Genomic DNA, 23,588 nt, shown 5'->3' with positions numbered 1-23,588 from the left:
CAATTTATTTTCAACTCTAGATACAAAAAAAGCCTCATCATTGTGAGGCTTTTAACATGCAAAACTGATAATTTAATAAATAAAATCAGAATTTTAGATTGTGCTTACCATGAGAAACTTTTGCTTTTAGGTAGCTTTCATTACCATCTTTAATATGTGCAGAGGTATTGACAACCTCAACAATCTCGATGCCGTATTCTGCTAATTCACGGATTTTCTTAGGGTTGTTGGTCACAAGGCGAATTTTACTTACACCTAATGCTTCGAGCATTTGCGCTGCTTCAGTGAAATCACGAAGGTCATCGTCAAAACCCAAATGGTTGTTTGCTTCATAGGTGTTCATACCTTGGCTTTGCAAACGGTACGCATCAATCTTATTGTATAGACCAATACCACGACCTTCCTGACGTAGGTATAAAATAATACCGCCAGATTCGCCCATGCGTTGAATGGTTTCTTCTAATTGCTCGCCGCAATCACAGCGGGATGAGTGAAAAACATCACCAGTAAGACATTCTGAATGCATACGCACCAAAGGCGTTTCTTGCGTTTGATCCGCTTGCCTAAAGATAACTGCCACATGCTCTTTATCTGTCTTCAGGCCACGAAAAGACAGGATTTCAGCATCGATATTACTTTTAGCCCCGACTTTAAAATCTACTCTGGCACGTACTTCCGCCATATCTATACTCACTCGATTTATTGCTTGATGCGCTTGATGCGTTTTCGTTATTGCATTCATGGGATTCACTCATTGCTCTTCAACTATGGGGATTGATACCGCATTTTTCAATATAGAGATCACAATTGAGAGCAGTTATCCCCTAAAGACAGCCAAAGAGAACAACTCCCCGCGCTGACGAATTGTTATAGTATAACAATTTTGAAAAACTACAATAAAAAACCCCAGACAAATTTTGTCTGGGGTTGATAATGAGTTGCATGTAGGGGTGATGATTTAATGTGTTTGGCTACGTTTCCAAACAGTAAGCTCTATCCATACCGCTTCGAGTTCTTGAATTTCTTCTTCGGTTAATACGGCAAGAGACGATGTAACTTGAGGCAGTTTCGAGGTTTGCAATGCACGAATCTGCGAATAAAAGTCTTTTTTTAACTGTAATATAACTGAATCCACTGCGTGCACCTACTTAGTTCTTTTATTACTTCTCCAGCTCAAATCGTTGATTTTCTTTATACTGGAATCTTCATAAATTCGGAAAAATGATAACATTCTGTTTGTTATCTGCACGATTTATTTCCCATAGTGGAATAGTGGTCACATTATTGACGCTTTATCATTTTGATCGAAAATAGGATAAAAAAGATCAAAAGTAATAGAGGAAAGATCCACAACGCCGCTGTCGAATAATTAAATGGTGGCTGATACAAAACGATATTCCCATATCTCTGAACCAAATAATCTTTTACCTCTTGATCCGTGCTTCCTTCGTTTACCATCGAGTACACTTTCAATCTTAAATCTTTAGCGGCTTGTGCATTAGATTCAACAAGGTTTTGGTTTTGACATTGTGGGCATCGCAAAGCCTTGGCTAATGCATTTGCTCTTTGTTGCAGTTCAACGGAATGAAATTCAAACAGATCAACATGCTGCGTAATTTGCTCTGCTTTGACCCAAGAAGAACACAAAGAAAACAAAACAATAATGAAGTAAGCATATTTAAAGTGAGACATTAAAATACCCCGAAAATAACGAGTTCCATTTGTCTATTGTTAACTTACCTCTATATTTGATCAAAACATTGCCATTTTGATCAATTAAGTAAGTTTCTGGCGTTCCTATTACACCAAGTTCAACCGCCAGTTGCCCATTAGGATCGGATATAACTTCGGTATATGGATTGTGTGAAGAGCTCAAATAGCGTTTAGCCACGCTCTCTTTATCTCGATAGTTAAGACCAACGATGGGCACACCTTGTCGAGCTAAGTTGAGCAAATCATCATGTTCTTGTTTACAAACCCCGCACCAAGACGCCCAAACATTCAATAGCACATAACCTTGATTTTCTAGTACTGCATCGGTGATTCGATTGTCTGAAATGAGTGAGTAAGCGGTAAAATCTGGGATAGATAACATACGATTTTGTTGTATTTCTACGTTTGGTCTATCGGATAATGCCATTGTCGCGGTGACAAAAAAAATCGCAACTAGCAATATGAGAACGATCAGTTTAAGCGTATTTTTCGATCTCATTACCTTTTCCCCTTAGATTCATCATACTCCCCAAAGCACTTATTACGATTAAAGCGCCACCAAACCATATCCACCATATGCCCGCGCGATATTGCACTTTAATTGCGTAGGCGCTGTTGTCGAGCTTGTCACCCAAAGTGATGTAGTAGTCTCCATGCCATAGTGATCGAATAGCGGGCTCGGTCATATTCATCACGCGTACAGGGTAATGCCGTTTCTCGGGTTGAAAGTTCAGCGCCTTACCGCTCTCCAAATAAAGAACAACACTTCCCTGTTCTGCGGTGTAGTTCGGCCCAACTAACCATTCAATTCCATGATAATCAACGGTGATACCCGCTTTTTGATACGAGCTACCAGGCTCTGCCCGTAAGTTGTATTCATACGAATAGTCACTATTAAATACTGCTCCGCTTGCAGCCAACGCAAAGCCAATATGAGCAAGAAGCATAGGCATTAATTTGCTCTTGTTTTCTGCATAAAACAGCAAAAGCAAATGAGAAACCACTACCCACGTCGCTAATACCAGAGTAATCAAAGTCGTTATATGAAGCTCTTTTGTAGTAAAAACGAAAATAGTACTAACCGCAATAACATGAATACCGACAAACCCAATGGTTTTAACGGCATGAGGACTGGCTCCTTTCGTCCACTTCAACACGGGCATAAAGGCGAGAAAGGTCAGAGCAAGTAATGTAAGGGGAAAAACGAGGCTGTTAAAGTAAGGTGCCCCAACGGATATATTACCCAAGCCAAGCAGTTGATAGAGCATTGGGTAAAAGGTACCGAGGAAAACAATCGCCATACAAACAACGAGAAGTCCAATAGCGATGTATACCATGTAGGCACGACTTATTAACGAATCGAGCGTAAAACGAGGAATATGTAGCCCTCGCACAATAAGCACACCAAAGGTGACAACCACCAAAACGCTGAGAACAGCAAGAAGTACTACACCTTTGGTTGGATCAACCGCAAACGCGTGTACTGAGGTTAATACACCTGATCTCACCACAAATGTGCCGAGAATACTCAAACTGAACGTCGCAAAAGCCAATGCGTAGGTGCTCCAAATTACTCCTTTATTACGCTTCGACAACACACCACTATGCAGTAATGCAGTACCCATTAACCAAGGCAGCAAAGACGCGTTTTCTACCGGGTCCCAAAACCACCACCCGCCCCAACCTAATTCATTGTATGCCCACCAAGCACCGATCAAAATTCCAATTGTTAGCGTACCCCAAGCAAAGAAAGCGGCACTACGGGCAACACCATACCATTCATTTATAGGTCGTTTCGCTAATAACGCAGCTAAAGCGAACGCCAGTATCGCGGCATAACCAACGTAACCCAAATACAACAGCGGCGGATGAATAATAAGCCCGATATCTTGCAACATCGGATTGAGATCTCGTCCCTCCAACGCTAGCGTCTGAGCATACTCAAAAGGATTAGACGTGGTGAGGGTAAACCAAGCGAAAATAGCAATAATTAAGTTCATGATACCCAAGCAATCGCCTGTATATTGAGTGCAAACTGGCGACTTGATAGCAATAAAAGAGGCCCATAAGCTCAACGTAACCACCCAAAACAACATAGACCCTTGATGGCCGCCCCAAGCAGCTGCAATCTTAAACGCGATAGGTAACTGGCTGTTCGAGTGTGTAACCACATACTCAAGCGCAAAATTATCCTGAATAAAACAGACTATCAAAAGCGCCAAACAAACTAAGGAGGCTAAGCTGATAATATGAGACGTTGCGGTTTGGTGTGGCAACACTCCCTTCTTCCTCAGCGTAAAGCAAACCCAATGCAGCAGCGTCGCACATGTCGATGCGACAGCCACCAATATCAACAAAAAGAAACCGAGCTCAGCCTCCATTTTGCCTCCTTACACGATGGTCATTTGACCAGCATAGAGAATGAAAGTACGCAGCATGAGTACGCCAACCAAGCTCAACGTTGTGACCGCAAAAACGTAACTTCCCCTATGACGAACTTCTGAAGGCGTTAGCCAGTTTAGTGTCAACGGTGTGATCATTCCGATGAGCACCACCCCAACCCAGAACCACTGAGCCCAGAACCCACTCGAAATGGCATTCCAAGCCGCGGCTTCATTTTGCCCGCCACTAAAGATAAGCCCAGTAAAGAATGTCACTAAGACAAACAGCTCAAACAATACTACTGGGCGTTCAAATCCGTGTACCCAAGACACACTTGGGCTGCTGGTCGACTCTTTAAATACCAAGATGCCGAACATCAAGCATGCTGCTGCGCCAGATGACAGACTAGAGAACAGGAACAAGATTGGCAGTACTGGATTGTTTAGCATTGGGTAAGTCTTCAATGCAGACAATAAAAAGCCGGTGTATGCCGCAAGCACGATGGCTAAGAAGCCCAAGAATAATTCAATTGCGTTGTTGGCTTTCCCTGCTTTAATCAAGATGCCATCGGCAAAATCCAATAATTTACTCGGCAACTTTCCTTCGCAGAAGCTGATGATTTGATGACGGAAGATAACGCCGATCCAAACAAACAGCACTAGCATGTACACTTGGAACAAGACAACGCCCATCGACATCACGGAAGTCGGGTTGTAGTAAATCATGATCTTCCAAAACTCAAGCGGTTTAGTTAAGTGGAAAATCAAAATCACTAAGCCAGAAATAATGCCAAATGGCGCTAGCCAAGCCATTGCTTTTATAATGCCATTGTTTGCGGGATCACCTTCAATCACTTTGCGTTTTAAATAGATAGAAATCATCACCGCACCTGCTGACATCCCAGCGAGGAATAAGTAAATCGCAATAATCCAATCCCAGACTAACGAGTCAAAGTGGAATGCACTTTCGAAGCCGTTCATGATGACACCTCCCCTTTACTATGCGGAATTTTGTACAGTTTAGGCTGCGTACCTAAATGCGATTTATCGCGATAGACAACATGGCTTTCGATAGCTTTGCTCACCTCGCTAGCTGGGTCATTTAAATCACCAAAGATGAGTGCTTTTGTTGGGCAAGATTCCACGCAAGCTGGCTGCTTACCTTGCGCCAGGTTGGTATCGCGGCAGAAGTTACATTTATCCGCAGAGTGATCGACTGGATTAAAGAAGCGCACTTGATAAGGACAAGCAGCAAGGCAATAACCACATCCGACACATTTCTCTTTGTGTACATCCACAATGCCCGTCGCTTCATCTTTGTATGCTGCGCCTGTTGGGCACACATAGACACATGGTGGATTATCACAGTGCTGACAGGATTCGCGAGTAAACTGGTATTCCACATCTGGGAATTCGCCAATCGGTTCACTGCGATGAATTTTAAGTCGCGTCACGCCTTCAGGGACTTTATTTACTTCGCGACAAGCATCGGTACAAGCGGTACAGCCAATACAGGCATTTTCATCATGAACCATACCCATGCGCTTCGCTTGTTCACTGTTGCTGGCATAAAGAGAGGAGCTAACAACGGAAGTGCCCGCAACGCCTGTAGTTAAAATCAACGCACCGCTGCTAGCTAAAAAGTTTCTTCTCGAACATTTCATGCTATCTCTCCTCTTCTTTGGCAAGTTCAGGTTCGACGGCAAATTCAGAGTGACAATCCACACACTGCTTGATCAGTTGTTTTCTGTCGTACGACAACGCTTTGGTTTTCGCTGCGTGTACATCGTGGCAATTTGAACAAGTGAGGTTTTTGGCGTGCACATCGTGCGTCCAGTGGCTTTCTCTTAGCTGTGTCGGTGCATGGCAATCCACACATTGGCTGTTAGCTTTAAGAATCATGCTTGGCTCAAGGAACACTTTGTCGTGTGCCTCTTTCGATTGCGCGGCAGAAAACTTAATCACATCAGGCGCACCTTCACGATGATCGGGACCAATGTTGCTATGGCAATTGGTGCAATTAAGTTGCTTACCTTGACTCAATAACGCTTGCGAATCATGCGATAGATTCAGAGTATCTTTAGCATCCTTATGACATTGAAGACATTTATAGTCTCGGTCACGGATCAACTCGACTTGATGACGCTCAGCTTGAGCACCTTCAACTGGCTCTGAAGAAGTCGCATGGGCGGCGGTGAAAAAACCATAGATGGCAAAGATGAAGAGAAATTTCAGCATTGTCTCTATGGTCAATTTTATATTGCCCATATTTTTCTTTCCTTAGCTCGCTAATAATTGATAACTCTTATCAACTATTATTTGAGCAACAATTAATTTCCTCTGAAGATATTTTTACACCTTCAAATGACATCAATTCTTATTTTGGAAAGCCACAACGCTAAACCTGTATTTATAATACCTCTATAATTCCTAAGAGGTAGAATCACATGTTCAAAAAGCGACCTTAATCACCTTATTTTTAGAGTGGTTATGCCCATAACACGCTGTGATTAAAGGGGATTACAACATACCACTTTAGGGGTATATGAACTTAAACATGATTAAGATCACTAGCATAAATTGATCTAAAACAAGGCCAATTTCGGTCACTATTTCATCTATTCAATTCACTATTAATATTAACGATAGATCTCCGATTCTTATTTGGAATAGCTCCTCACAACGCTGCTAATAAAAACGAATATGGAGATAACACCGTGAGCATAAAACACTGGATGAGCGCACCTATCGCGGTTGCGACCTTATTCGCCAGCCAATTATTTTTGGTTGGTGCTCCTTTGGCGGCAGAGGATACTGGTCTCATAGAGCCTCGCAATGATACCTTTGAACAAAACCATCCTGACCAATATCACTCTTGGAAAGCCACATCGGAAAGCGAGCATATTGAAGATGCCTTAAGTGAAGACCCAAACATGGTGATCTTGTGGGCCGGTTATGGTTTTGCTAAAGACTACAACAAAGCGCGCGGTCACTTTTACGCGCTTGATGATGTGAGGCAAACCCTCAGAACTGGCGCACCAGCAGACGAAAACTCCGGGCCAATGCCGATGGCTTGTTGGAGTTGTAAAAGCCCAGATGTCGCCCGCGTAATTGAAGAGCGCGGTGAAGACGGCTATTTTGAAGGTAAATGGGCGCGCTTGGGCTCAGAAATCGTCAACCCTATCGGTTGTTCCGACTGTCACAATACGGGTTCTGAAGCCTTCAAGAAGGGCGAACCCGCACTGGCACTGACTCGCCCATACGTCGAGCGTGCTTTTGACACCATCGGCAAAAATTTTGACCAACAATCTCGCTTAGATAAACAAGCGTCAGTCTGCGCTCAATGTCATGTCGAGTACTACTTCACAGGTCCGACTAAAGCAGTCAAATTCCCATGGGACATGGGGACCAACGTCGCGGATATGGAGAAATACTACGACGCGTTAAACTTTAAAGATTGGACGCACGCCGTTTCTAAAGCACCAATGCTTAAGGCGCAACACCCAGGTTTCGAAACTTGGAGAGCGGGTATTCATGGCAAAAACAAAGTGGTGTGTGTGGACTGTCACATGCCTAAAGTAACCAAAGAAGACGGTACGGTATACACTGACCACAAAGTGGGTAACCCGTTTGATCGTTTTGAAGACACCTGTGCGCAATGCCATACTCAAACCAAAGAGCAGCTACAAGGCATCGTTTCGACTCGCAAAGCGCAAGTACTAAACATGAAGCTAACCGCCGAGAAGCAAATTGTGGCAGCGCACTTTGAAGCTGGTGCAGCATGGGAAGCAGGAGCAACAGAAGCAGAGATGCAACCTATCCTACAAGATATTCGCCATGCACAATGGCGTTGGGACTACGCGATTGCTTCTCACGGTGTTCACATGCATGCTCCTGAGGTAGCACTTGAAGTACTCGGTACCGCAGTTGATCGCGCTGCTGACGCTCGTACTAAGCTAGTTCGTTTACTGGCAACAAAAGGCATTACTGACCCAGTTCAAATTCCAGATATCTCGACCAAAGCAAAAGCGCAACAAGCACTAGGTATGGATATGGAAAAGATGAACGCAGATAAGAAGCACTTCTTAGAAACGGTGGCACCAGAATGGGATAAAGCAGCTGCTGAGCGCGAAGCAACGTACTGATCAGTATCGATTACACTAGGTTAAATGGATAAAACGAAGGGCGCACGTTGCGCCCTTTTTGTTTGATAGAAGGCAGAGGAAAACAGATTAGCGACGAGGAAGTCTCGGCCTAGGCTGAATATGTGGACGTGTTTTAGGCATCTGCACATTTGGGCGTGTAACTGGGCGCTGGATCTTCGTTTCCGGCAATGCTTTTCTTTGTTGAAGCTTTTCTGCCACGGCTTTGTCTTGTAAAGCCGTAGGCTCGATGCGCTCGGGGCGGTTCTCCCACTTGGGTTGAATCTCCTGCTTTTGCTCGTCAGGCAGCGATTGCCAATGATCGTCAAGCTGTCGCTTCATGTTATCGATATTGGCGGACATATCATCGTCTTTCCAATCTTCGACTTTGTCTTTGATGGATTGCTGTTGCTCTTCATCCAAGCCATTCCACCACTCTTCTAGTTTCTCTTTGTATTCATCGTCGTTGTCGCAACAACCCGGATAGTAATAAATCCAGTAGTCGTCATGATCGTACCACCAAGGGTCGTAATAACCGGAAGAGTAATAAACCGTAGATGAGGTGCCAGAATGTTCGGAAGAGCTACAACCCACTAACACGGAGCCGCACAGCACCACCAATATTCCGAACGCTTTATTCTTCATTCGTCCCCCACCTTTCTTCTACTAATTATTAGAGTCTACGCCTACAACAGCTCTTTCGCTTTATTGATCGAGTTAATAATTTGTACTCGATCTAAGCTTGGATCGTTCGAGTCGAGTAATAGCACCCAAGTATCAATGGCTTCCTGAAAGCGGAATGACAGAAAATGATCATTGGCGATCAACGACAAAGCCGCTTCATTATGCGGTTCTATCTGCAAAGCTTGTTCTAGAAGCAAACTGACTTCTTGCGTCATTGATTGCTGATGAATGTAGTATAAGGTCGTCGCTTTCGCAGCAAGTTGCGTGGCACCGACTGGCTCAGTTAGTTGGATGGCGTAATCAAAACAAATCAGTGCGCCATCCAATTCTCCCTCTAGCAGGTAGCCCTGCCCTAGCTGAAACCACAATTCGGCATTGTTTGGGTCTTCACGCAATTGGTCTTGAATTTCCTGCATGATATCGCGAGCAGTCATCATTCGAGAGACTTCAGCTTGAATAGGTTGTGGAGGAGATTGACGCAACAATAAGAAGCTAGCGCTGGTTAACACTAGTACCAAAGCACAAAAACCGAACCATTGTGCCGCTCTTACTCTTGAAGCGCTGAGCGATAATACGACGACGAATAATCCCATCAAAGTGATGGCAATGAAAAACCAAACAGACATAACGCGCTCCCTAGACAAACTGAGTATTAGTGTACTGGTTTAATGCTTGTATTGCGTTGATAGAGGTACAAAAAAGCCGAGCAACTGAGGCTCGGCTTTTTACATTAGAATAGTGACGAAAGATTACTCTTCGTTACCTTCCTCTGCATCATCAGCGGCTGGCGCTTCTGGAGTATCTTGCTGCGTATTTTCGTCTGTTGACTCTAACGCTTCTGCTTCTTCACCAGCAGGCAGCTCTTCGTCATCAACTTCTTCGATACGTTGCAAACCAACAACAGATTCGTCTTCCGCAGTACGGATAAGCGTTACACCTTGCGTGTTACGACCAACCTGGCTAACTTCACCAACACGAGTACGTACTAGCGTACCAGCGTCGGTGATCATCATCATTTCATCACCTTCAACAACCTGGATAGCACCAACTACCGGGCCGTTTCGCTCAGAAACTTTGATAGAAACTACACCTTGAGTGCCACGACCTTTTGTCGGGTACTCGCTCAGCGCTGTACGTTTACCATAACCGTTTTCTGTAACCGTTAGGATGTCGCCTTCGTGTGAAGGAACGATAAGTGATACAACTTGGTCATTTTCAGCCAGTTTCATACCACGAACACCAGAGGCGGTACGACCCATAGGACGAACACCTTTAAACTTGATCTCTGGCTGACCGTTCTCATCAAGAACTGGCTTACCATTTTCGTCAAGTACTGGAATTTCTTCTGCTTCTTTAAAGCGAACCACTTTACCCGCTTTAGAGAACAGCATGATTTCGTTTTCGCCGTTAGTGATATCCACACCGATTAACGAATCGTCTTCACGTAGGTTTACCGCAATCAGGCCATTTGAACGAACATTTGCAAATTGGTTCAACGGCGTTTTCTTAACCGTACCGTCACCTGTTGCCATGAAGATGAATTTGTCTTCAGAGAATTCATCAACACGCAGAATCGCGGTAATACGCTCACCTTCTTCTAGTGGAAGGATGTTCACAATTGGCTTACCACGAGCAGTGCGGCTCGCTAGAGGCAATTGGTAAACTTTCAGACGGTATGTTTTACCGCGAGTAGAGAAACACAAGATGTTATCGTGGGTATTCGCCACTAGAAGACGCTCGATATGGTCTTCATCTTTCATCTTGGTCGCACTCTTACCTTTACCACCACGGCGCTGTGACTCGTAGTCGCTCAGTACTTGGTACTTAACGTAACCACCGTGCGATAGAGTAACCACAACGTCTTCACGCGCGATCAGCTCTTCCATGTCGATATCATGGCTCGCAGCTGTGATTTCTGTACGACGAGCGTCACCAAAGCCGTCGCGAACGGCTTCAAGTTCTTCGCGGATCACTTCCATCAAACGCTCAGTGCTTGCAAGGATATGCATGAGTTCAGCGATTTCTTCTAGAAGTGTTTTGTATTCGCCAAGAATCTTCTCGTGTTCTAGACCTGTTAGTTTGTGTAGACGAAGATCTAGGATAGCTTGTGCTTGTTGCTCAGTCAGGAAGTACTGACCATCGCGGATACCATATTGAGGCTCTAGCCACTCAGGGCGTGCTGCATCAGTACCTGCACGCTCTAGCATTGCTGAAACGTTGCCTAAATCCCAACCACGAGCAATAAGGCCCGCTTTTGCTTCAGCCGGTGTTGGCGCCTTACGGATAAGCTCAATGATTTCATCAATGTTGGCAAGCGCTAGCGCTAAACCTTCAAGGATGTGGGCACGTTCACGCGCTTTACGTAGTTCGAAAATAGTACGACGAGTCACAACTTCACGACGGTGATCAACGAAGCACTTCAACATATCTTTCAGGTTGAATAGCTGTGGTTGGCCATTGTTTAGGGCCACCATGTTGATACCGAAAGTGGTTTGCAACTGAGTCTGAGCGTATAGGTTGTTTAGAACCACTTCGCCCACAGCGTCGCGCTTACATTCAATAACAATACGCATACCGTCTTTATCTGACTCGTCGCGTAGTGCACTGATGCCTTCAACTTTCTTATCTTTAACTAGCTCAGCGATCTTTTCGATCAAGCGAGCTTTGTTTACCTGGTATGGGATCTCAGTGACGATGATGGTTTCTTTACCATTCTTCTCCACTTCGATGTCCGCTTTCGAACGCATGTAGATTTTGCCGCGACCTGTTTTATACGCGTCTACAATGCCTTTACGACCGCTGATCAGCGCCGCCGTTGGGAAATCAGGACCAGGAATGTAATCCATTAGTTCATCAATAGTGATTTCTTCATTATTGATGTATGCAAGACAGCCATCGATCACTTCGCCAAGGTTATGAGGCGGGATGTTGGTTGCCATACCTACTGCGATACCAGAAGCACCGTTAACCAATAGGTTTGGAATTTTAGTTGGAAGAACCGCTGGGATCTGCTCAGTACCGTCGTAGTTTGGTACGTAGTCTACGGTTTCTTTGTCTAGGTCAGCCAATAGTTCATGGGCAATTTTTGCCATTCGAACTTCGGTGTAACGCATTGCCGCAGCAGAGTCGCCATCGATCGAGCCAAAGTTACCTTGACCATCGACCAGCATGTAACGAAGCGAGAACGGCTGAGCCATACGTACGATTGTGTCGTACACAGCACTATCACCGTGCGGGTGATATTTACCGATTACGTCGCCGACAACACGGGCTGATTTTTTATATGGTTTGTTCCAATCGTTGCCTAGTACGTTCATCGCGAATAAAACGCGGCGGTGTACTGGTTTTAGGCCATCACGCACATCTGGAAGAGCACGACCTACGATGACTGACATCGCATAGTCTAGATATGAACCTCTAAGCTCATCTTCAATGTTTACGGGCGTGATCTCTTTAGCTAAATCGCTCATAGAGCCATTATCCCTCTATTATCTGATCGTAATTACGATACGTGTAAGGTGCAAAAATATAACACACAATTCATCACTTCGGCATCACTTTCCCTCTCCTTTTATCAGGTTGTGAGCTTGGTTATGAATCAAATGTCGAGAATTTGCACACTCATCCCATATCTTTCTGATTAGTGGTTATATTTCGGTCAACATTGAGCAAAATCGGACTTTTTACGCGGAAAAGCGAGATAAATTCCTTTAACCACACAACGCGAAAATGCCGGTTTTAGAGTATTGTCACTGGCACTAGTTCAAGGATGAACCAAAAACAATAGCTAGTGCTTTCAAAATTACAGGAACCTGTCGCGTTTGCCGCGCCAGTGAACTCTGTCATTGTCCCTTCACTAAGCACATCGAGGTTGTTTGGGGATAAAACGTTGGAGTATACTGACGCCCTCTAAAGGACTCAGATTGAATGCAATAAAACCAATTATGACTAAAGCACAAAACGTCGACCCAAGTGAAATTAAGAAATTCGAGGACATGGCTTCTCGATGGTGGGATTTAGAAGGCGAGTTTAAGCCGCTTCACCAAATTAACCCACTTCGTTTGAACTATGTACTTGAAAAAGCAAATGGCTTGTTTGGCAAGCGTGCACTTGATGTCGGCTGTGGTGGTGGCATTCTTGCTGAAAGCATGGCGAAAGAAGGCGCTATTGTGACTGGACTTGATATGGGCAAAGAACCTTTAGAAGTCGCACGACTCCACGCACTAGAAACCGGTACTCAACTGACCTACATTCAGAGCACAATAGAAGACCACGCATTAGAAAACGCGGGGACTTACGATGTCGTGACTTGTATGGAGATGCTTGAACACGTTCCAGATCCTCTCTCCGTTATCCGCTCTTGTGCTGCGCTAGTAAAACCTGGTGGTCACGTGTTTTTCTCAACCTTGAACCGAAACATCAAGTCATACTTGTTTGCTATTGTCGGTGCAGAGAAGCTTCTTAAGATTGTTCCTGAGGGGACTCACGAGCACGAGAAGTTTATCAAGCCTGCCGAAATGATGAAGATGATAGACCAAACAGACCTAACAGAAATGGGCATTACAGGCCTGCATTACAACCCTCTTAATGACAGTTACAAACTCGGCCGTAATGTAGATGTAAACTACATCGTTCATACTAAAAAATACTGAACGCCGTTATGTTAAAAAATGCGTTTTGTGATTGACATTTTTTGTAGAAAATGAATCGAAAGCGGTAGCACAAAGTTGCCGCTTTTTTTGTCTTTTTATGCCTAAAATTCGTGCTCTAGATTCCATTTTAACCAACCTATTTTTCGTAGATAAAAACGGCCAAAGATCAAGGAAAATATTTTTGCATGCGGTTATTTCTAAACCGATCTCAAAACCGTGCTTTTAACCATTCAAGTCTGCCCTTTTCTCATCGGTTAGTGTTCACTTACTGATTTTTTTCATTTTGTCAGTTATCCACAAGTCATCCCCGATCTGTACCTTGATAAATCAGTGTAATAGCACTATCTTGTAACCCGCAAACAATTGAACCCCTATATGTTGTGTTTAAGCGACAATATATAGATAGACTTTGATCACAAAGCCGCCGCAAGCTTTACTCATATTGCACATAAACAAACAAAAATACGGCTTTTATCAGTTTTCTTAGGGAAATAAAGCAGAATGAACCAACAACTTACCGTCACCAAGCGTGATGGCCGTAAAGAAAGTATCGATCTGGATAAAATCCACCGCGTTATCACTTGGGCTGCAGAAGGTCTAGATAATGTTTCGGTTTCTCAAGTAGAACTTCGCGCTCACATCCAGTTTTACGACGGCATCACAACGACAGATATTCACGAGACAATCATCAAGTCTGCGGCAGACCTGATCTCTGAAGAGACTCCGGATTACCAATACCTAGCTGCTCGCCTAGCGGTATTCCATCTGCGTAAAAAAGCGTATGGCCAATACGAGCCACCAACGCTTTATGATCACGTGTCTCGCCTCGTCGATATGGGTAAGTACGATCAACATATTCTAGAAGACTACACAAAAGCAGAACTCGACGAACTTGATGCGTACATCGACCATAAACGCGACCTAAACTTCTCATACGCGGCAGTTAAGCAGCTAGAGGGCAAGTACTTCGTACAAAACCGTGTAACGGGCCAAATTTACGAAAGTGCTCAGTTCTTATACATCCTTGTAGCAGCGTGCCTATTTGCGAAATATCCAAAAGCAACGCGTCTTGATTACATCAAGCGTTTCTACGATGCGACATCGACATTTAAGATTTCTCTACCTACGCCAATTATGTCTGGCGTGCGTACCCCTACTCGCCAGTTCAGCTCATGTGTTCTGATTGAGTGTGGCGACAGTCTTGATTCTATCAACGCAACAGCAAGCTCGATTGTTCGTTACGTATCTCAGCGCGCTGGTATTGGTATCAACGCTGGTCGTATCCGTGCATTAGGTTCAGAGATTCGCGGTGGTGAAGCATTCCACACTGGTTGTATCCCGTTCTACAAATACTTCCAAACCGCAGTAAAATGTTGTTCGCAAGGTGGTGTTCGTGGTGGCGCAGCGACTGTATTCTACCCAATGTGGCACGGCGAAGCTCGCTCTCTAATGGTGCTTAAAAACAACCGTGGTGTTGAAGAGAACCGTGTTCGTCACATGGACTACGGTGTACAGCTGAACAAACTGATGTACCAACGCTTGGTTGAGGGTGGCAACATCACACTATTCTCACCTTCAGACGTACCGGGTCTATACGACGCATTCTTCGAAAACCAAGAAGAGTTTGAGCGTCTATACGTGAAGTACGAGAACGATCCTTCAATCAAGAAAGAAACGGTTAAAGCGATTGAAATGTTCACTCTGCTAATGCAAGAGCGTGCATCAACAGGTCGTATCTACATTCAGAACGTGGACCACTGTAATACTCACAGCCCATTCGATTCTGAAGTAGCGCCAGTTCGTCAATCGAACCTATGTCTAGAAATCGCGCTGCCAACGAAGCCATTAACTAACGTTGAAGATGACTCGGGCGAGATCGCACTATGTACGCTTTCTGCCTTCAACCTTGGTGCTATCAAGTCTCTAGATGATTTCGAAGAGCTATCTGATCTTGTTGTTCGTGCGCTAGATGCACTGCTTGATTATCAAGATTACCCTCTACCAGCGGCATACAAATCGACGATGAACCGTCGTACGCTAGGTGTTGGTGTGATCAACTTCGCTTACTACTTAGCGAAGCATGGCGTGAAATACTCTGACGGTAGCGCAAATGGCCTGACTCACCGTACGTTCGAAGCAATGCAGTACTACCTACTAAAAGCATCGGTAGAACTGGCGAAAGAGCAAGGCAAGTGCCCTTCATTCGACGAAACGAACTACGCGAAAGGCTTACTGCCGATTGATACGTACAAGAAAGATATCGACCTAATTTGTGACGAAGCGCTGCACTACGACTGGGACAGCCTACGTAAAGAAATTATGGAGCACGGCCTACGTAACTCAACACTGACTGCGCTAATGCCTTCTGAGACCTCTTCTCAGATTTCAAACGCAACTAACGGTATTGAGCCACCACGTGGTTATGTTTCAGTAAAAGCTTCGAAAGACGGTATTCTGAAGCAAGTTGTACCTGAGTTCACTGAACTTAAAGACAACTATGAACTGCTTTGGAACATCGGTTCGAACGACGGTTACCTACATCTTGTGGGTATTATGCAGAAGTTTGTTGACCAAGCTATCTCTGCTAATACTAACTACGACCCGTCACGTTACGAGACTGGCAAGGTACCAATGAAGAAACTACTTCAAGACCTGCTAACAGCGTACAAGTTTGGTGTGAAAACGCTTTACTACCATAACACTCGTGATGGCGCAAAAGATGAACAGAAAGACGCTGTTCAACCACAAGATGACGATTGTGCTGGCGGCGGTTGTAAGATTTAATCTACCCGCACCTAACACTCCGTAAAGACAGACTATCGATAACCTCCCCTTATGGGGAGGTTTAAAAGGAATTGAGGCATTATGGCTTACAGTACTTTTAACCAAAAAAAGAATGACCAATTGAAGGAACCAATGTTCCTAGGTCAATCAGTAAACGTTGCACGCTACGACCAACAAAAGTTTGAGATTTTCGAAAAGCTTATCGAGAAACAACTTTCTTTCTTCTGGCGTCCAGAAGAAGTAGACGTATCTAGCGACCGTATCGATTACAACAAACTGCCAGATCACGAGAAGCACATCTTCATCTCTAACTTGAAGTACCAAACGCTTCTAGACTCTATCCAAGGTCGTAGCCCTAACGTGGCACTGCTGCCGCTTGTGTCTCTGCCGGAACTAGAGACTTGGATTGAGACTTGGTCTTTCTCTGAAACGATTCACTCTCGTTCTTACACGCACATTATTCGTAACATCGTGAACGACCCTGCTGTGGTATTTGATGATATCGTTGAGAACGAGCACATCCTGAAGCGTGCAAAAGACATCGCGCACTACTACGACGATTTGATTCAAGCGACGAATGATTACCATCGCTACGGTGAAGGTGAGCATGTCCTTAACGGTGAAACGGTTAAGGTTAGTCTGTACGACCTTAAGAAGAAACTGTACATCTGTCTGATGTCTGTGAACGCTCTAGAAGCGATTCGTTTTTACGTAAGTTTCGCATGTTCTTTCGCTTTCGCAGAACGCGAACTAATGGAAGGTAACGCGAAAATCATCAAACTGATTGCACGTGATGAAGCACTTCACCTGAACGGTACGCAACACATGATCAACCTGCTACGTAACGGTCAGGATGATTTCACTTTCATGCAAATCGCAGAAGAAGCAAAACAAGACTGTTTTGACCTATTCAAAGAAGCGGCTGAGCAAGAAAAAGAGTGGGCAGAGTATCTATTCAAAGATGGCTCGATGATCGGTCTAAACAAAGACATTCTAAGCCAATATGTTGAATACATCACTAACATCCGTATGCAAGCAGTAGGTCTACCTGCAGCGTATCCAGAAGCAACAACCAACCCAATCCCATGGATTAACGCTTGGTTGTCTTCAGATAATGTTCAAGTTGCGCCTCAAGAAGCGGAAATTTCTTCTTACCTTGTGGGTCAAATTGACAATGAAGTTCGTGCAGACGACTTCGAAGGATTCGAGCTGTAATGGCAACACTCAAAATCAACAAACTCATCAGTATTGAATCCAATCCTTCCAATACAATTTTGGAAACAATGGAGCAAGCTGGCTTATTACCAGAATACAACTGTCGTGATGGACACTGTGGTGCTTGTCGCTGCAAGTTGGAATCTGGTGAAGTGGAGTATGTTGGTTTTGCCATGGCTTACACGCAAAGTGATGAGATATTACCTTGTATCTGTAAAGCAAAATCGGATTTGTCACTCAGTGGCGTTAACTACGCGATGAAAGAAAAGCAGCGCGCATAACGTGACTCGACGGTATAAAACGCAAAAGCCAAGGTGATTACCTTGGCTTTTTTGTATCTACGTGTTTTATCTCTCAGGCTGTTATAGGTCTCTGGTTATAAAGCACTACCTGGGAGATGCATCTCTTTAACTTTCTCTAAAAATGCATAATGTGCAAACATCGGTTTACGTTCTAGGTAACGACGCAACAAGTCTAGTGCTGCCGTGCTGATCACTTTAACTTGATCATTGCGCGGATACTTTTTCGAGAGTTTATATAACGCTCCCCACTCGCCTGACGGTGTCGATAAAGCGACGGAAAAAACACCCTCTTCAATATCGCCAGTGACGAGTGATAAATCCGTCCCACACTTCTCTCGCGTCGCTCCTGCCAGAGCAAACGTTTCTGCTAATGGGTCTCCGCTGTTGCTCATCGCTTGAGTCTGGCTTGGTAGTACCCAACCATGTCCAAGTTGCCTTTCAGCGTTTTCATCACTATTTAACCAATAAGTTAAGTATCCACCACTGCTTTTTTCGGAAACCGACACGGTTAACTCTTTATCCACCAACAGCTGGCCGACATTTTCAACCATAGGTAAATCAATACTAACGGTATTACTTTCAAGATGCTTATTGATCATCTGTACCAACTTCAAACGCTGTTCAAGCTGGTCAGAAGGGCCAAAGAGTTTCACTTCAATAAAAGGTAAGTAAGAGCGATAACCAAGCTCATACCCTTGAGGAAGTTTTAGCTGATCAAGCTTGTCCGAGATGCCGGATTCGGAAAGGCCGAACGTATAGATTCGACTACAACATGAACCTTGCACCTCTGGAAAAGCTCTTCTCAGATCAGGCAAAATTTGCGTCTCTGCCATAAGCTTAAATTCACTTGGCACACCCGGCGTAAAATAAAAAATGGCATCATTAATCAGCATCTTGAAACCACAGGCCGTGCCTATCGGGTTATCCAGAATCTCAGCCGTTTCTGGTAGCATGGCTTGTTTTAAGTTACTGTCTGGCATTGGGATGCCACGTCGAGCATACAAACTTTCTAGATGCTGCAACCACTCTTTGAAAAGCACGAGTTTACACTCAGCAGCTCTCGCTGCGGCGGCCGCACTCATATCATCGGTCGTTGGCCCTAAACCACCATTCACGATCACCACGTCATTGTTGAAGCTCAACATTAAAAACTCTTCAACCAAGCTCGACAGGCTATCACCAACCGTTGAGCGCTTTGTTAAGCCAAATCCATGTTGATAAAACAGGCTAGATAACCATGCCGCATTAGTATCAACAATATCACCGTGGAGCACTTCCTCACCGGTACTAAGCATTGCTATTTTCACAACTGACTCCTGAACATAAGCACAATCCTATTATTCGTTATAGTGCTTATTTTTCTTTTTATTTGGACGAATCTCGACGAGATATATTGGGACTAAATAAGGATCAAGTATTTAAATGGTTGATGTTTTGAGGGATAATTGCGAGCCCGATCATCACACCATCAACTCGGAGACCTTTGTGTCAAAATCATCCATGTTCAAGAAAACTCTAACTGGCCTTTGCTTGACTTCGTCAGCGCTTGCGCACGCAAGTCAGTACGATATGACCAGTCATACGGAGTTTTCTTACACACCTGATTGCTTGTCAGGTTACTGCGAAACGACGACTCTGTACACCTTCGAGTCTCAAAATCGCGGTCTTATGTTTGAACAGAATAATGATGATTCATTAAATCTTGATGCAGGGCTTCAGCCTAAACATCTCATAATCCCTCAAGATAAAGACTGGGATTACCTCATGGGTCAAACATACACCATTCTTGGCCTGAGTATCGCAACCGTTGGTATGATGACTTTCCTTCCAGAAAGTATCACTAAGTGGGACGAAGAAGACCGAGACATGAGTAAGCTGGGTCAAAAATGGAAAGATAATGTCTCTGACGGGCCTGTTTGGGATCGTGATGAACATGTCCTCAACTACATCATGCACCCTTATTTTGGCGGCGTTTACTACACAGCCGCACGCCACGCTGGCTATAACGAGTTTCAGTCATTCTTGTACTCCGCAACCATGTCAACGTTCTTTTGGGAGTACGGAGTAGAGGCATTTGCAGAAGTGCCATCTTGGCAGGATATTTTTATCACGCCGTTCTTTGGTGCTGTGGTTGGCGAAATGATGCTCACTGCTGAGCAAGATATTGTAGCAAACGGCGGCGAAGTCATGGGCTCTGAAACCGTCGGTGATGTATCACTCTTCTTCCTAAACCCTGTTGGGCATATCCATTATTGGGTAACCGATGCATGGGGCGGTAGTGCAGAACTACAATTTAATTCATCACCTTGGTTTGGTAATCAAGACGTCGCAAAATTCGCAATGGACGCAGGCGCCAACTACGATAGCCAATTTTACGGTGTCGAACTAAAAGTAACATTTTAGCCTTGACTTGAGTTGATACTCAGTAGAAAAGCAGCCTTATGATGGCTGCTTTTTTGTGCCCTAAACATCGTTTTAATTATTTGCTTCACGAATTAGTGTCAAAAATTGACTTTCATCAAACATAACCCTCTCCTAGCACCTACACTAAATAAAAGGATTTATTCCAATAACTTAAGTAGCACGTTTATTCGTACTGCGTCCAAACCTTATTCCAGGAGGGGACATTATGAACACCGTATTTATTGTTAATTTTGTCGGACAAGCGTCACCCGCAACCATCAAAGAGCTCGCAGCAATTACTCATGAAAATGGCGGTAAATGGCTGATAAGCAAAGTAAACTTTATCGAAGATCAAGTTGCTGGTGTCATCAAAGTAGAGCTTCCAAGAGAAAATGCCGACATCGTTAAAGAGGCGTTCTCTTCATGTCAAACTCTTGTGGTTAGGTTCGTTGACTCAGATCCTCACTCGCATCGTGAAGACACCATCTTTCAGCTTCGCTTAGATGCCAACGATAGAGCAGGTATTGTGAATGAAATTACTCACGTTCTCGATAATCAAGGCATTTCAATTCTAGATATGGATTGCCAACGCGTATTCATTGCAGGCGGCGGTGGGGTAAGCTCCAGCTTATTCAGCGCAAAAATGGCGATTAAATTGCCTAGCGAGCTAGAGATAGAGGACGTGGCTAATGAGTTAGAATCTCTGAGTGAAGACACTCGTGTAATTGTAGAAAGCTAACTGCATACCTTTAACGCTTCTCCAATGAAAAAGAGCAGCAATTCAGCTGCTCTTTGTCGTTCTAATACTCAATACGTTTTATTTCACTGACCACTGAGACAGTGAACGTTTGAAATCAGAGTAGTCAAATTCATTCAGTTTTTGAATGTCACCATTCGAGCGTTCACAGTAAACCGAAGGCATACGTAGACCGTTAAACCAGTTCAGTTTCACCATGGTGTAACCTGCACTATCTAGAATATGCAGACGCTGTCCGATCTCGAGAGGCTGTTCGAAGTTCGCCACGCAAAACTGGTCACCAGCTAAACAAGAGCACGACCCAATCACGTATTCATGTTCACCGTTTTCAGATGCTTCAAGAATGGACGCTGGCTCGTTGTAGATAAGTGTATCCAAACGGTGGGCTTCTGTTGCTGAATCGACAATCGCCGTCTTCTTCACGTTCTCCACAATATCAACCACTGTTACAACAAGATCGGTTGTCTTAGTGATGATCGCTTCACCCGGCTCTAGATACATTTGTACGCCGTGTTTCTCTGAGAATGCTTTAAGCGCTAAACCCAACTTCTCGATGTCGTACCCCGGCCATGTGAAGAACACGCCGCCACCCATGCTTACCCAGTCCAGCTTATCTAGGTACTCGCCAAACTGCTCTGAAATAGCATCGAGTAAGCCGATAAACGCATCCACGTCTTTGTTCTCACAGTTCATGTGGAACATTACGCCATCAATACCATCAAAAATTTCCGGTTTGATGTGATCAGCCTGAACACCAAGACGAGAGAATTGACGAGCTGGGTTTGCTAAGTCTTGCCCTGCGTAGCTCACACCTGGGTTTAGTCGCAAGCCAATCGATGCTTTACCTTCGACAATATGACGATAAGCCGCTAGCTGTGACTGAGAGTTAAAGATCATCTTGTCACAGATGTCCGCCACGTCGCGAACGTCATCTTCGCTGTAACCCACACTGTATGCGTGTGTCTCACCACCGAACGTTTCGTAGCCAAGCTTCACTTCAAACGGGCCAGAGCTGGTTGTTCCGTCTAGGTAAGGCTTGATGATGTCGAATACACCCCATGTTGAGAAGCACTTCAGTGCTAATACAAGCTTCACACCAGAGATGTCTTTTAGCTGTTTTGCTTTCTCTAGGTTCTCAATCAGCTTGTCTTCATTGATCATGAAGTATGGCGTTTTTAGTTCGTTTTGTTGCATTTTGATACCTTACGTCCCTTCGCCTTAGCAAAGGCACTATAAAATCGAACAAAGCCGACGCAAGTGCATCGGCTTAAACGTACAAATAAGAGTCGCTAAATTCTTACTTCAATTTATGGATAACAGGTTGTCCTGGCTCCAGTTCTTGAACATGCCAATCTAGACCAATCGATGGCATGGTTTCTAGGAATGGGTCTGGATCTAGCTGCTCCATGTTGAACACGCCTTTGTCTGCCCACTTACCACGGAAAAACTGCAAAGCCGCGGTGATCGCAGGTACGCCAGTAGTATAAGAGATCGCTTGGTGTTCAACATCTTCGTATGCAACTTCGTGATCTGCGTTGTTGTAGATGAACACACTGCGCTCTTTACCGTCTTTCTTACCTTGAACCCAAGTACCGATACACGTTAGGCCAGTGTAACCAGGAGCTAGTGACGTTGGATCTGGCAGCAACGCTTTAAGCACGTGCAAAGGTTGGACTACCGTGCCGTCGTGCAGTGTTAGTGGATCTGGGCTCAACAGACCAATATCACGCATCACATTGAAGTAGTTCAGGTAACGGTCACCAAAGCCCATCCAGAATTCGATACGTTTCGCCGGGATGAACTCTTGCATAGATCGAACTTCGTCGTGCGCCATTGAGTACACTTTATGTGAACCACAGTTCGGGAATTCAAACTCAAGCATACGTGAGTGACAAGGTACTTGTTTCCACTCGCCGTTTTCCCAGTAGAAGGAATCACCTTGAATCTCAAGCATGTTCGTTTCTGGGTCAAAGTTAGTTGCGAACTTCTTACCGTGGTCACCTGCGTTTACATCCATTACGTCGATAGTATCGATTTCATCGAACAGATGTTTCACCGCGTATGCAGCAAACACCGATACTACGCCCGGATCGAAACCGGCACCAAGAATACCTGTGATACCCGCCTCTTCAAACTTCTCACGGTAGCCCCACTGCCAATCGTAAGCTTGAGGTACTTGTTGGCCTTCAGAGCACAAATCAACCGCAACAGATGTATCAAGGTATGACACTTTAGCTTGGTAACATGCTTCCATAATAGACATGTTCACCCAAGGAGGACCCGCGTTGATCACTAAGTCAGGCTGCACTTCTTTAATTAAAGCAACTAAAGAATCTACGTCGTCCGCGTTTACCGCACGAGCTTCTAGTTTCTTAGTTGAATCTTTCAGATTGTTTTTCTTCTGAATCGATTCGATGATTTTCTCACACTTACCTACGGTACGTGATGCGATTGTGATATCACCCAGAACGTCGTTGTTTTGTGCTGCTTTATGTGCAACTACCCAGCCAACGCCGCCTGCACCAATCTGTAGAATTGCCATAGTTTTCCGTTAC

21 protein-coding genes are annotated in these 23,588 nt (G+C 44.5%); 7 read left to right on the top strand and 14 right to left on the bottom strand.

Translation table 11 applies throughout. The features are described 5' to 3' along the window. Positions 1 to 85: 85 nt before the first annotated feature. The 8 genes from MTR11_RS21410 to nrfB all read right to left on the bottom strand — a co-directional run bounded on the left by MTR11_RS21410 (position 86) and on the right by nrfB (position 6,362). Positions 86 to 742, bottom strand: a complete 657-nt coding sequence (locus tag MTR11_RS21410) for a GTP cyclohydrolase II (RefSeq protein ID WP_005394759.1) — start codon at positions 740 to 742, stop codon at positions 86 to 88. 216 nt (positions 743 to 958) lie between these two features. Next, the gene (locus tag MTR11_RS21405; protein WP_005394761.1) at positions 959 to 1,135 is read right to left on the bottom strand and encodes a hypothetical protein; all 177 of its coding nucleotides are present in this window, start codon (positions 1,133 to 1,135) and stop codon (positions 959 to 961) included. Positions 1,136 to 1,281: 146 nt separating this feature from the next. After that, positions 1,282 to 1,692, bottom strand: coding sequence for a heme lyase NrfEFG subunit NrfF (gene nrfF, locus MTR11_RS21400; protein ID WP_005394762.1), 411 nt, complete (start codon positions 1,690 to 1,692; stop codon positions 1,282 to 1,284). After that, the gene (locus MTR11_RS21395; protein WP_243328351.1) at positions 1,679 to 2,212 is read right to left on the bottom strand and encodes a DsbE family thiol:disulfide interchange protein; all 534 of its coding nucleotides are present in this window, start codon (positions 2,210 to 2,212) and stop codon (positions 1,679 to 1,681) included. The genes nrfF and MTR11_RS21395 overlap by 14 nt, the downstream gene beginning before the upstream one ends. Beyond that, complete coding sequence (locus tag MTR11_RS21390) at positions 2,190 to 4,094, bottom strand: heme lyase CcmF/NrfE family subunit (protein ID WP_243328350.1); 1,905 nt, start codon at positions 4,092 to 4,094, stop codon at positions 2,190 to 2,192. Before MTR11_RS21390 ends, MTR11_RS21395 begins: the two co-directional genes overlap by 23 nt. Positions 4,095 to 4,103: 9 nt before the next feature. After that, positions 4,104 to 5,075 carry a cytochrome c nitrite reductase subunit NrfD gene (gene nrfD, locus MTR11_RS21385; protein ID WP_006743139.1) on the bottom strand — a complete coding sequence of 324 codons (972 nt, stop codon included), beginning with the start codon at positions 5,073 to 5,075 and terminating at the stop codon, positions 4,104 to 4,106. Further along, entirely contained in the window at positions 5,072 to 5,758 is a 687-nt protein-coding gene (nrfC, locus tag MTR11_RS21380) for a cytochrome c nitrite reductase Fe-S protein (RefSeq protein ID WP_012841634.1), read from the bottom strand. The genes nrfD and nrfC overlap by 4 nt, the downstream gene beginning before the upstream one ends. A gap of 1 nt (position 5,759) precedes the next feature. Further along, positions 5,760 to 6,362: a cytochrome c nitrite reductase pentaheme subunit gene (gene nrfB, locus MTR11_RS21375; RefSeq protein ID WP_243328349.1), complete on the bottom strand. Its 603-nt coding sequence runs from the start codon at positions 6,360 to 6,362 to the stop codon at positions 5,760 to 5,762. Positions 6,363 to 6,829: 467 nt separating this feature from the next. On the opposite strand from nrfB, the gene nrfA reads away from it, so the two are divergent. Continuing rightward, on the top strand, positions 6,830 to 8,239 hold the full coding sequence (gene nrfA, locus MTR11_RS21370; protein ID WP_202600665.1) for an ammonia-forming nitrite reductase cytochrome c552 subunit: 1,410 nt from the start codon (positions 6,830 to 6,832) through the stop codon (positions 8,237 to 8,239). Between the two features lie 87 nt (positions 8,240 to 8,326). Here the strand turns inward: nrfA and MTR11_RS21365 are convergent, their stop codons facing one another. From MTR11_RS21365 to gyrA, 3 genes are all read right to left on the bottom strand, one after another. Then, the gene (locus MTR11_RS21365; protein WP_243328348.1) at positions 8,327 to 8,881 is read right to left on the bottom strand and encodes a hypothetical protein; all 555 of its coding nucleotides are present in this window, start codon (positions 8,879 to 8,881) and stop codon (positions 8,327 to 8,329) included. A 41-nt stretch (positions 8,882 to 8,922) separates the two neighbouring features. Then, positions 8,923 to 9,546, bottom strand: a complete 624-nt coding sequence (locus MTR11_RS21360) for a cytochrome c (protein ID WP_006743142.1) — start codon at positions 9,544 to 9,546, stop codon at positions 8,923 to 8,925. Positions 9,547 to 9,669: 123 nt separating this feature from the next. Further along, positions 9,670 to 12,390, bottom strand: a complete 2,721-nt coding sequence (gene gyrA, locus MTR11_RS21355; RefSeq protein ID WP_005394780.1) for a DNA topoisomerase (ATP-hydrolyzing) subunit A — start codon at positions 12,388 to 12,390, stop codon at positions 9,670 to 9,672. 474 nt (positions 12,391 to 12,864) lie between these two features. Here gyrA and ubiG point away from each other — a divergent pair, with 474 nt between their 5' ends. The 4 genes from ubiG to yfaE all read left to right on the top strand — a co-directional run bounded on the left by ubiG (position 12,865) and on the right by yfaE (position 17,852). Then, entirely contained in the window at positions 12,865 to 13,572 is a 708-nt protein-coding gene (gene ubiG, locus MTR11_RS21350) for a bifunctional 2-polyprenyl-6-hydroxyphenol methylase/3-demethylubiquinol 3-O-methyltransferase UbiG (protein WP_243328347.1), read from the top strand. Positions 13,573 to 14,073: 501 nt separating this feature from the next. Further along, positions 14,074 to 16,356: a class 1a ribonucleoside-diphosphate reductase subunit alpha gene (nrdA, locus tag MTR11_RS21345; RefSeq protein ID WP_005394788.1), complete on the top strand. Its 2,283-nt coding sequence runs from the start codon at positions 14,074 to 14,076 to the stop codon at positions 16,354 to 16,356. Positions 16,357 to 16,437: 81 nt separating this feature from the next. Beyond that, positions 16,438 to 17,571 carry a class Ia ribonucleoside-diphosphate reductase subunit beta gene (nrdB, locus tag MTR11_RS21340; protein WP_005376818.1) on the top strand — a complete coding sequence of 378 codons (1,134 nt, stop codon included), beginning with the start codon at positions 16,438 to 16,440 and terminating at the stop codon, positions 17,569 to 17,571. Next, positions 17,571 to 17,852, top strand: a complete 282-nt coding sequence (gene yfaE, locus MTR11_RS21335; RefSeq protein WP_005376817.1) for a class I ribonucleotide reductase maintenance protein YfaE — start codon at positions 17,571 to 17,573, stop codon at positions 17,850 to 17,852. Before nrdB ends, yfaE begins: the two co-directional genes overlap by 1 nt. A 95-nt stretch (positions 17,853 to 17,947) precedes the next feature. On the opposite strand, the gene MTR11_RS21330 is transcribed toward yfaE, so the two are convergent. Further along, a complete protein-coding gene (locus MTR11_RS21330; RefSeq protein WP_053808905.1) occupies positions 17,948 to 19,180 on the bottom strand; it encodes a CinA family nicotinamide mononucleotide deamidase-related protein in 1,233 nt (410 codons plus the stop codon). Positions 19,181 to 19,373: 193 nt separating this feature from the next. Between MTR11_RS21330 and MTR11_RS21325 the strand changes: the two genes are divergently transcribed. Then, positions 19,374 to 20,276 (top strand): DUF3943 domain-containing protein, encoded by a 903-nt coding sequence (locus tag MTR11_RS21325; protein WP_031780425.1) that lies wholly within the window; start codon positions 19,374 to 19,376, stop codon positions 20,274 to 20,276. Between the two features lie 226 nt (positions 20,277 to 20,502). Then, the gene (locus MTR11_RS21320; RefSeq protein ID WP_005394795.1) at positions 20,503 to 21,015 is read left to right on the top strand and encodes a glycine cleavage system protein R; all 513 of its coding nucleotides are present in this window, start codon (positions 20,503 to 20,505) and stop codon (positions 21,013 to 21,015) included. 78 nt (positions 21,016 to 21,093) lie between these two features. On the opposite strand, the gene nspC is transcribed toward MTR11_RS21320, so the two are convergent. Both nspC and MTR11_RS21310 read right to left on the bottom strand, forming a co-directional pair. Then, a complete protein-coding gene (nspC, locus tag MTR11_RS21315) occupies positions 21,094 to 22,227 on the bottom strand; it encodes a carboxynorspermidine decarboxylase (protein ID WP_005394797.1) in 1,134 nt (377 codons plus the stop codon). Positions 22,228 to 22,330: 103 nt separating this feature from the next. Further along, the gene (locus tag MTR11_RS21310; RefSeq protein WP_012841628.1) at positions 22,331 to 23,575 is read right to left on the bottom strand and encodes a carboxynorspermidine synthase; all 1,245 of its coding nucleotides are present in this window, start codon (positions 23,573 to 23,575) and stop codon (positions 22,331 to 22,333) included. Between the last annotated feature and the right edge of the window lie 13 nt (positions 23,576 to 23,588).

This window comes from Vibrio sp. CCB-PB317 (assembly GCF_022808245.1).
Classification (GTDB): domain Bacteria; phylum Pseudomonadota; class Gammaproteobacteria; order Enterobacterales; family Vibrionaceae; genus Vibrio; species Vibrio diabolicus.
The sequence above is the reverse complement of the archived record's forward strand: the minus strand, read 5'-3'. Positions and strand labels throughout refer to the sequence as shown.

What these genes read in the sequence shown, in the direction of transcription:
- MTR11_RS21410 (WP_005394759.1), bottom strand. Translation starts at nt 742, where the DNA reads ATGAATGCAATAACGAAAACGCATCAAGCGCATCAAGCAATAAATCGA.
- nrfF (WP_005394762.1), bottom strand. Translation starts at nt 1,692, where the DNA reads ATGTCTCACTTTAAATATGCTTACTTCATTATTGTTTTGTTTTCTTTG.
- MTR11_RS21395 (WP_243328351.1), bottom strand. Translation starts at nt 2,212, where the DNA reads ATGAGATCGAAAAATACGCTTAAACTGATCGTTCTCATATTGCTAGTT.
- MTR11_RS21390 (WP_243328350.1), bottom strand. Translation starts at nt 4,094, where the DNA reads ATGGAGGCTGAGCTCGGTTTCTTTTTGTTGATATTGGTGGCTGTCGCA.
- nrfD (WP_006743139.1), bottom strand. Translation starts at nt 5,075, where the DNA reads ATGAACGGCTTCGAAAGTGCATTCCACTTTGACTCGTTAGTCTGGGAT.
- nrfC (WP_012841634.1), bottom strand. Translation starts at nt 5,758, where the DNA reads ATGAAATGTTCGAGAAGAAACTTTTTAGCTAGCAGCGGTGCGTTGATT.
- nrfB (WP_243328349.1), bottom strand. Translation starts at nt 6,362, where the DNA reads ATGGGCAATATAAAATTGACCATAGAGACAATGCTGAAATTTCTCTTC.
- nrfA (WP_202600665.1), top strand. Translation starts at nt 6,830, where the DNA reads ATGAGCGCACCTATCGCGGTTGCGACCTTATTCGCCAGCCAATTATTT.
- MTR11_RS21365 (WP_243328348.1), bottom strand. Translation starts at nt 8,881, where the DNA reads ATGAAGAATAAAGCGTTCGGAATATTGGTGGTGCTGTGCGGCTCCGTG.
- MTR11_RS21360 (WP_006743142.1), bottom strand. Translation starts at nt 9,546, where the DNA reads ATGTCTGTTTGGTTTTTCATTGCCATCACTTTGATGGGATTATTCGTC.
- gyrA (WP_005394780.1), bottom strand. Translation starts at nt 12,390, where the DNA reads ATGAGCGATTTAGCTAAAGAGATCACGCCCGTAAACATTGAAGATGAG.
- ubiG (WP_243328347.1), top strand. Translation starts at nt 12,865, where the DNA reads ATGACTAAAGCACAAAACGTCGACCCAAGTGAAATTAAGAAATTCGAG.
- nrdA (WP_005394788.1), top strand. Translation starts at nt 14,074, where the DNA reads ATGAACCAACAACTTACCGTCACCAAGCGTGATGGCCGTAAAGAAAGT.
- nrdB (WP_005376818.1), top strand. Translation starts at nt 16,438, where the DNA reads ATGGCTTACAGTACTTTTAACCAAAAAAAGAATGACCAATTGAAGGAA.
- yfaE (WP_005376817.1), top strand. Translation starts at nt 17,571, where the DNA reads ATGGCAACACTCAAAATCAACAAACTCATCAGTATTGAATCCAATCCT.
- MTR11_RS21325 (WP_031780425.1), top strand. Translation starts at nt 19,374, where the DNA reads ATGTTCAAGAAAACTCTAACTGGCCTTTGCTTGACTTCGTCAGCGCTT.
- MTR11_RS21320 (WP_005394795.1), top strand. Translation starts at nt 20,503, where the DNA reads ATGAACACCGTATTTATTGTTAATTTTGTCGGACAAGCGTCACCCGCA.
- nspC (WP_005394797.1), bottom strand. Translation starts at nt 22,227, where the DNA reads ATGCAACAAAACGAACTAAAAACGCCATACTTCATGATCAATGAAGAC.
- MTR11_RS21310 (WP_012841628.1), bottom strand. Translation starts at nt 23,575, where the DNA reads ATGGCAATTCTACAGATTGGTGCAGGCGGCGTTGGCTGGGTAGTTGCA.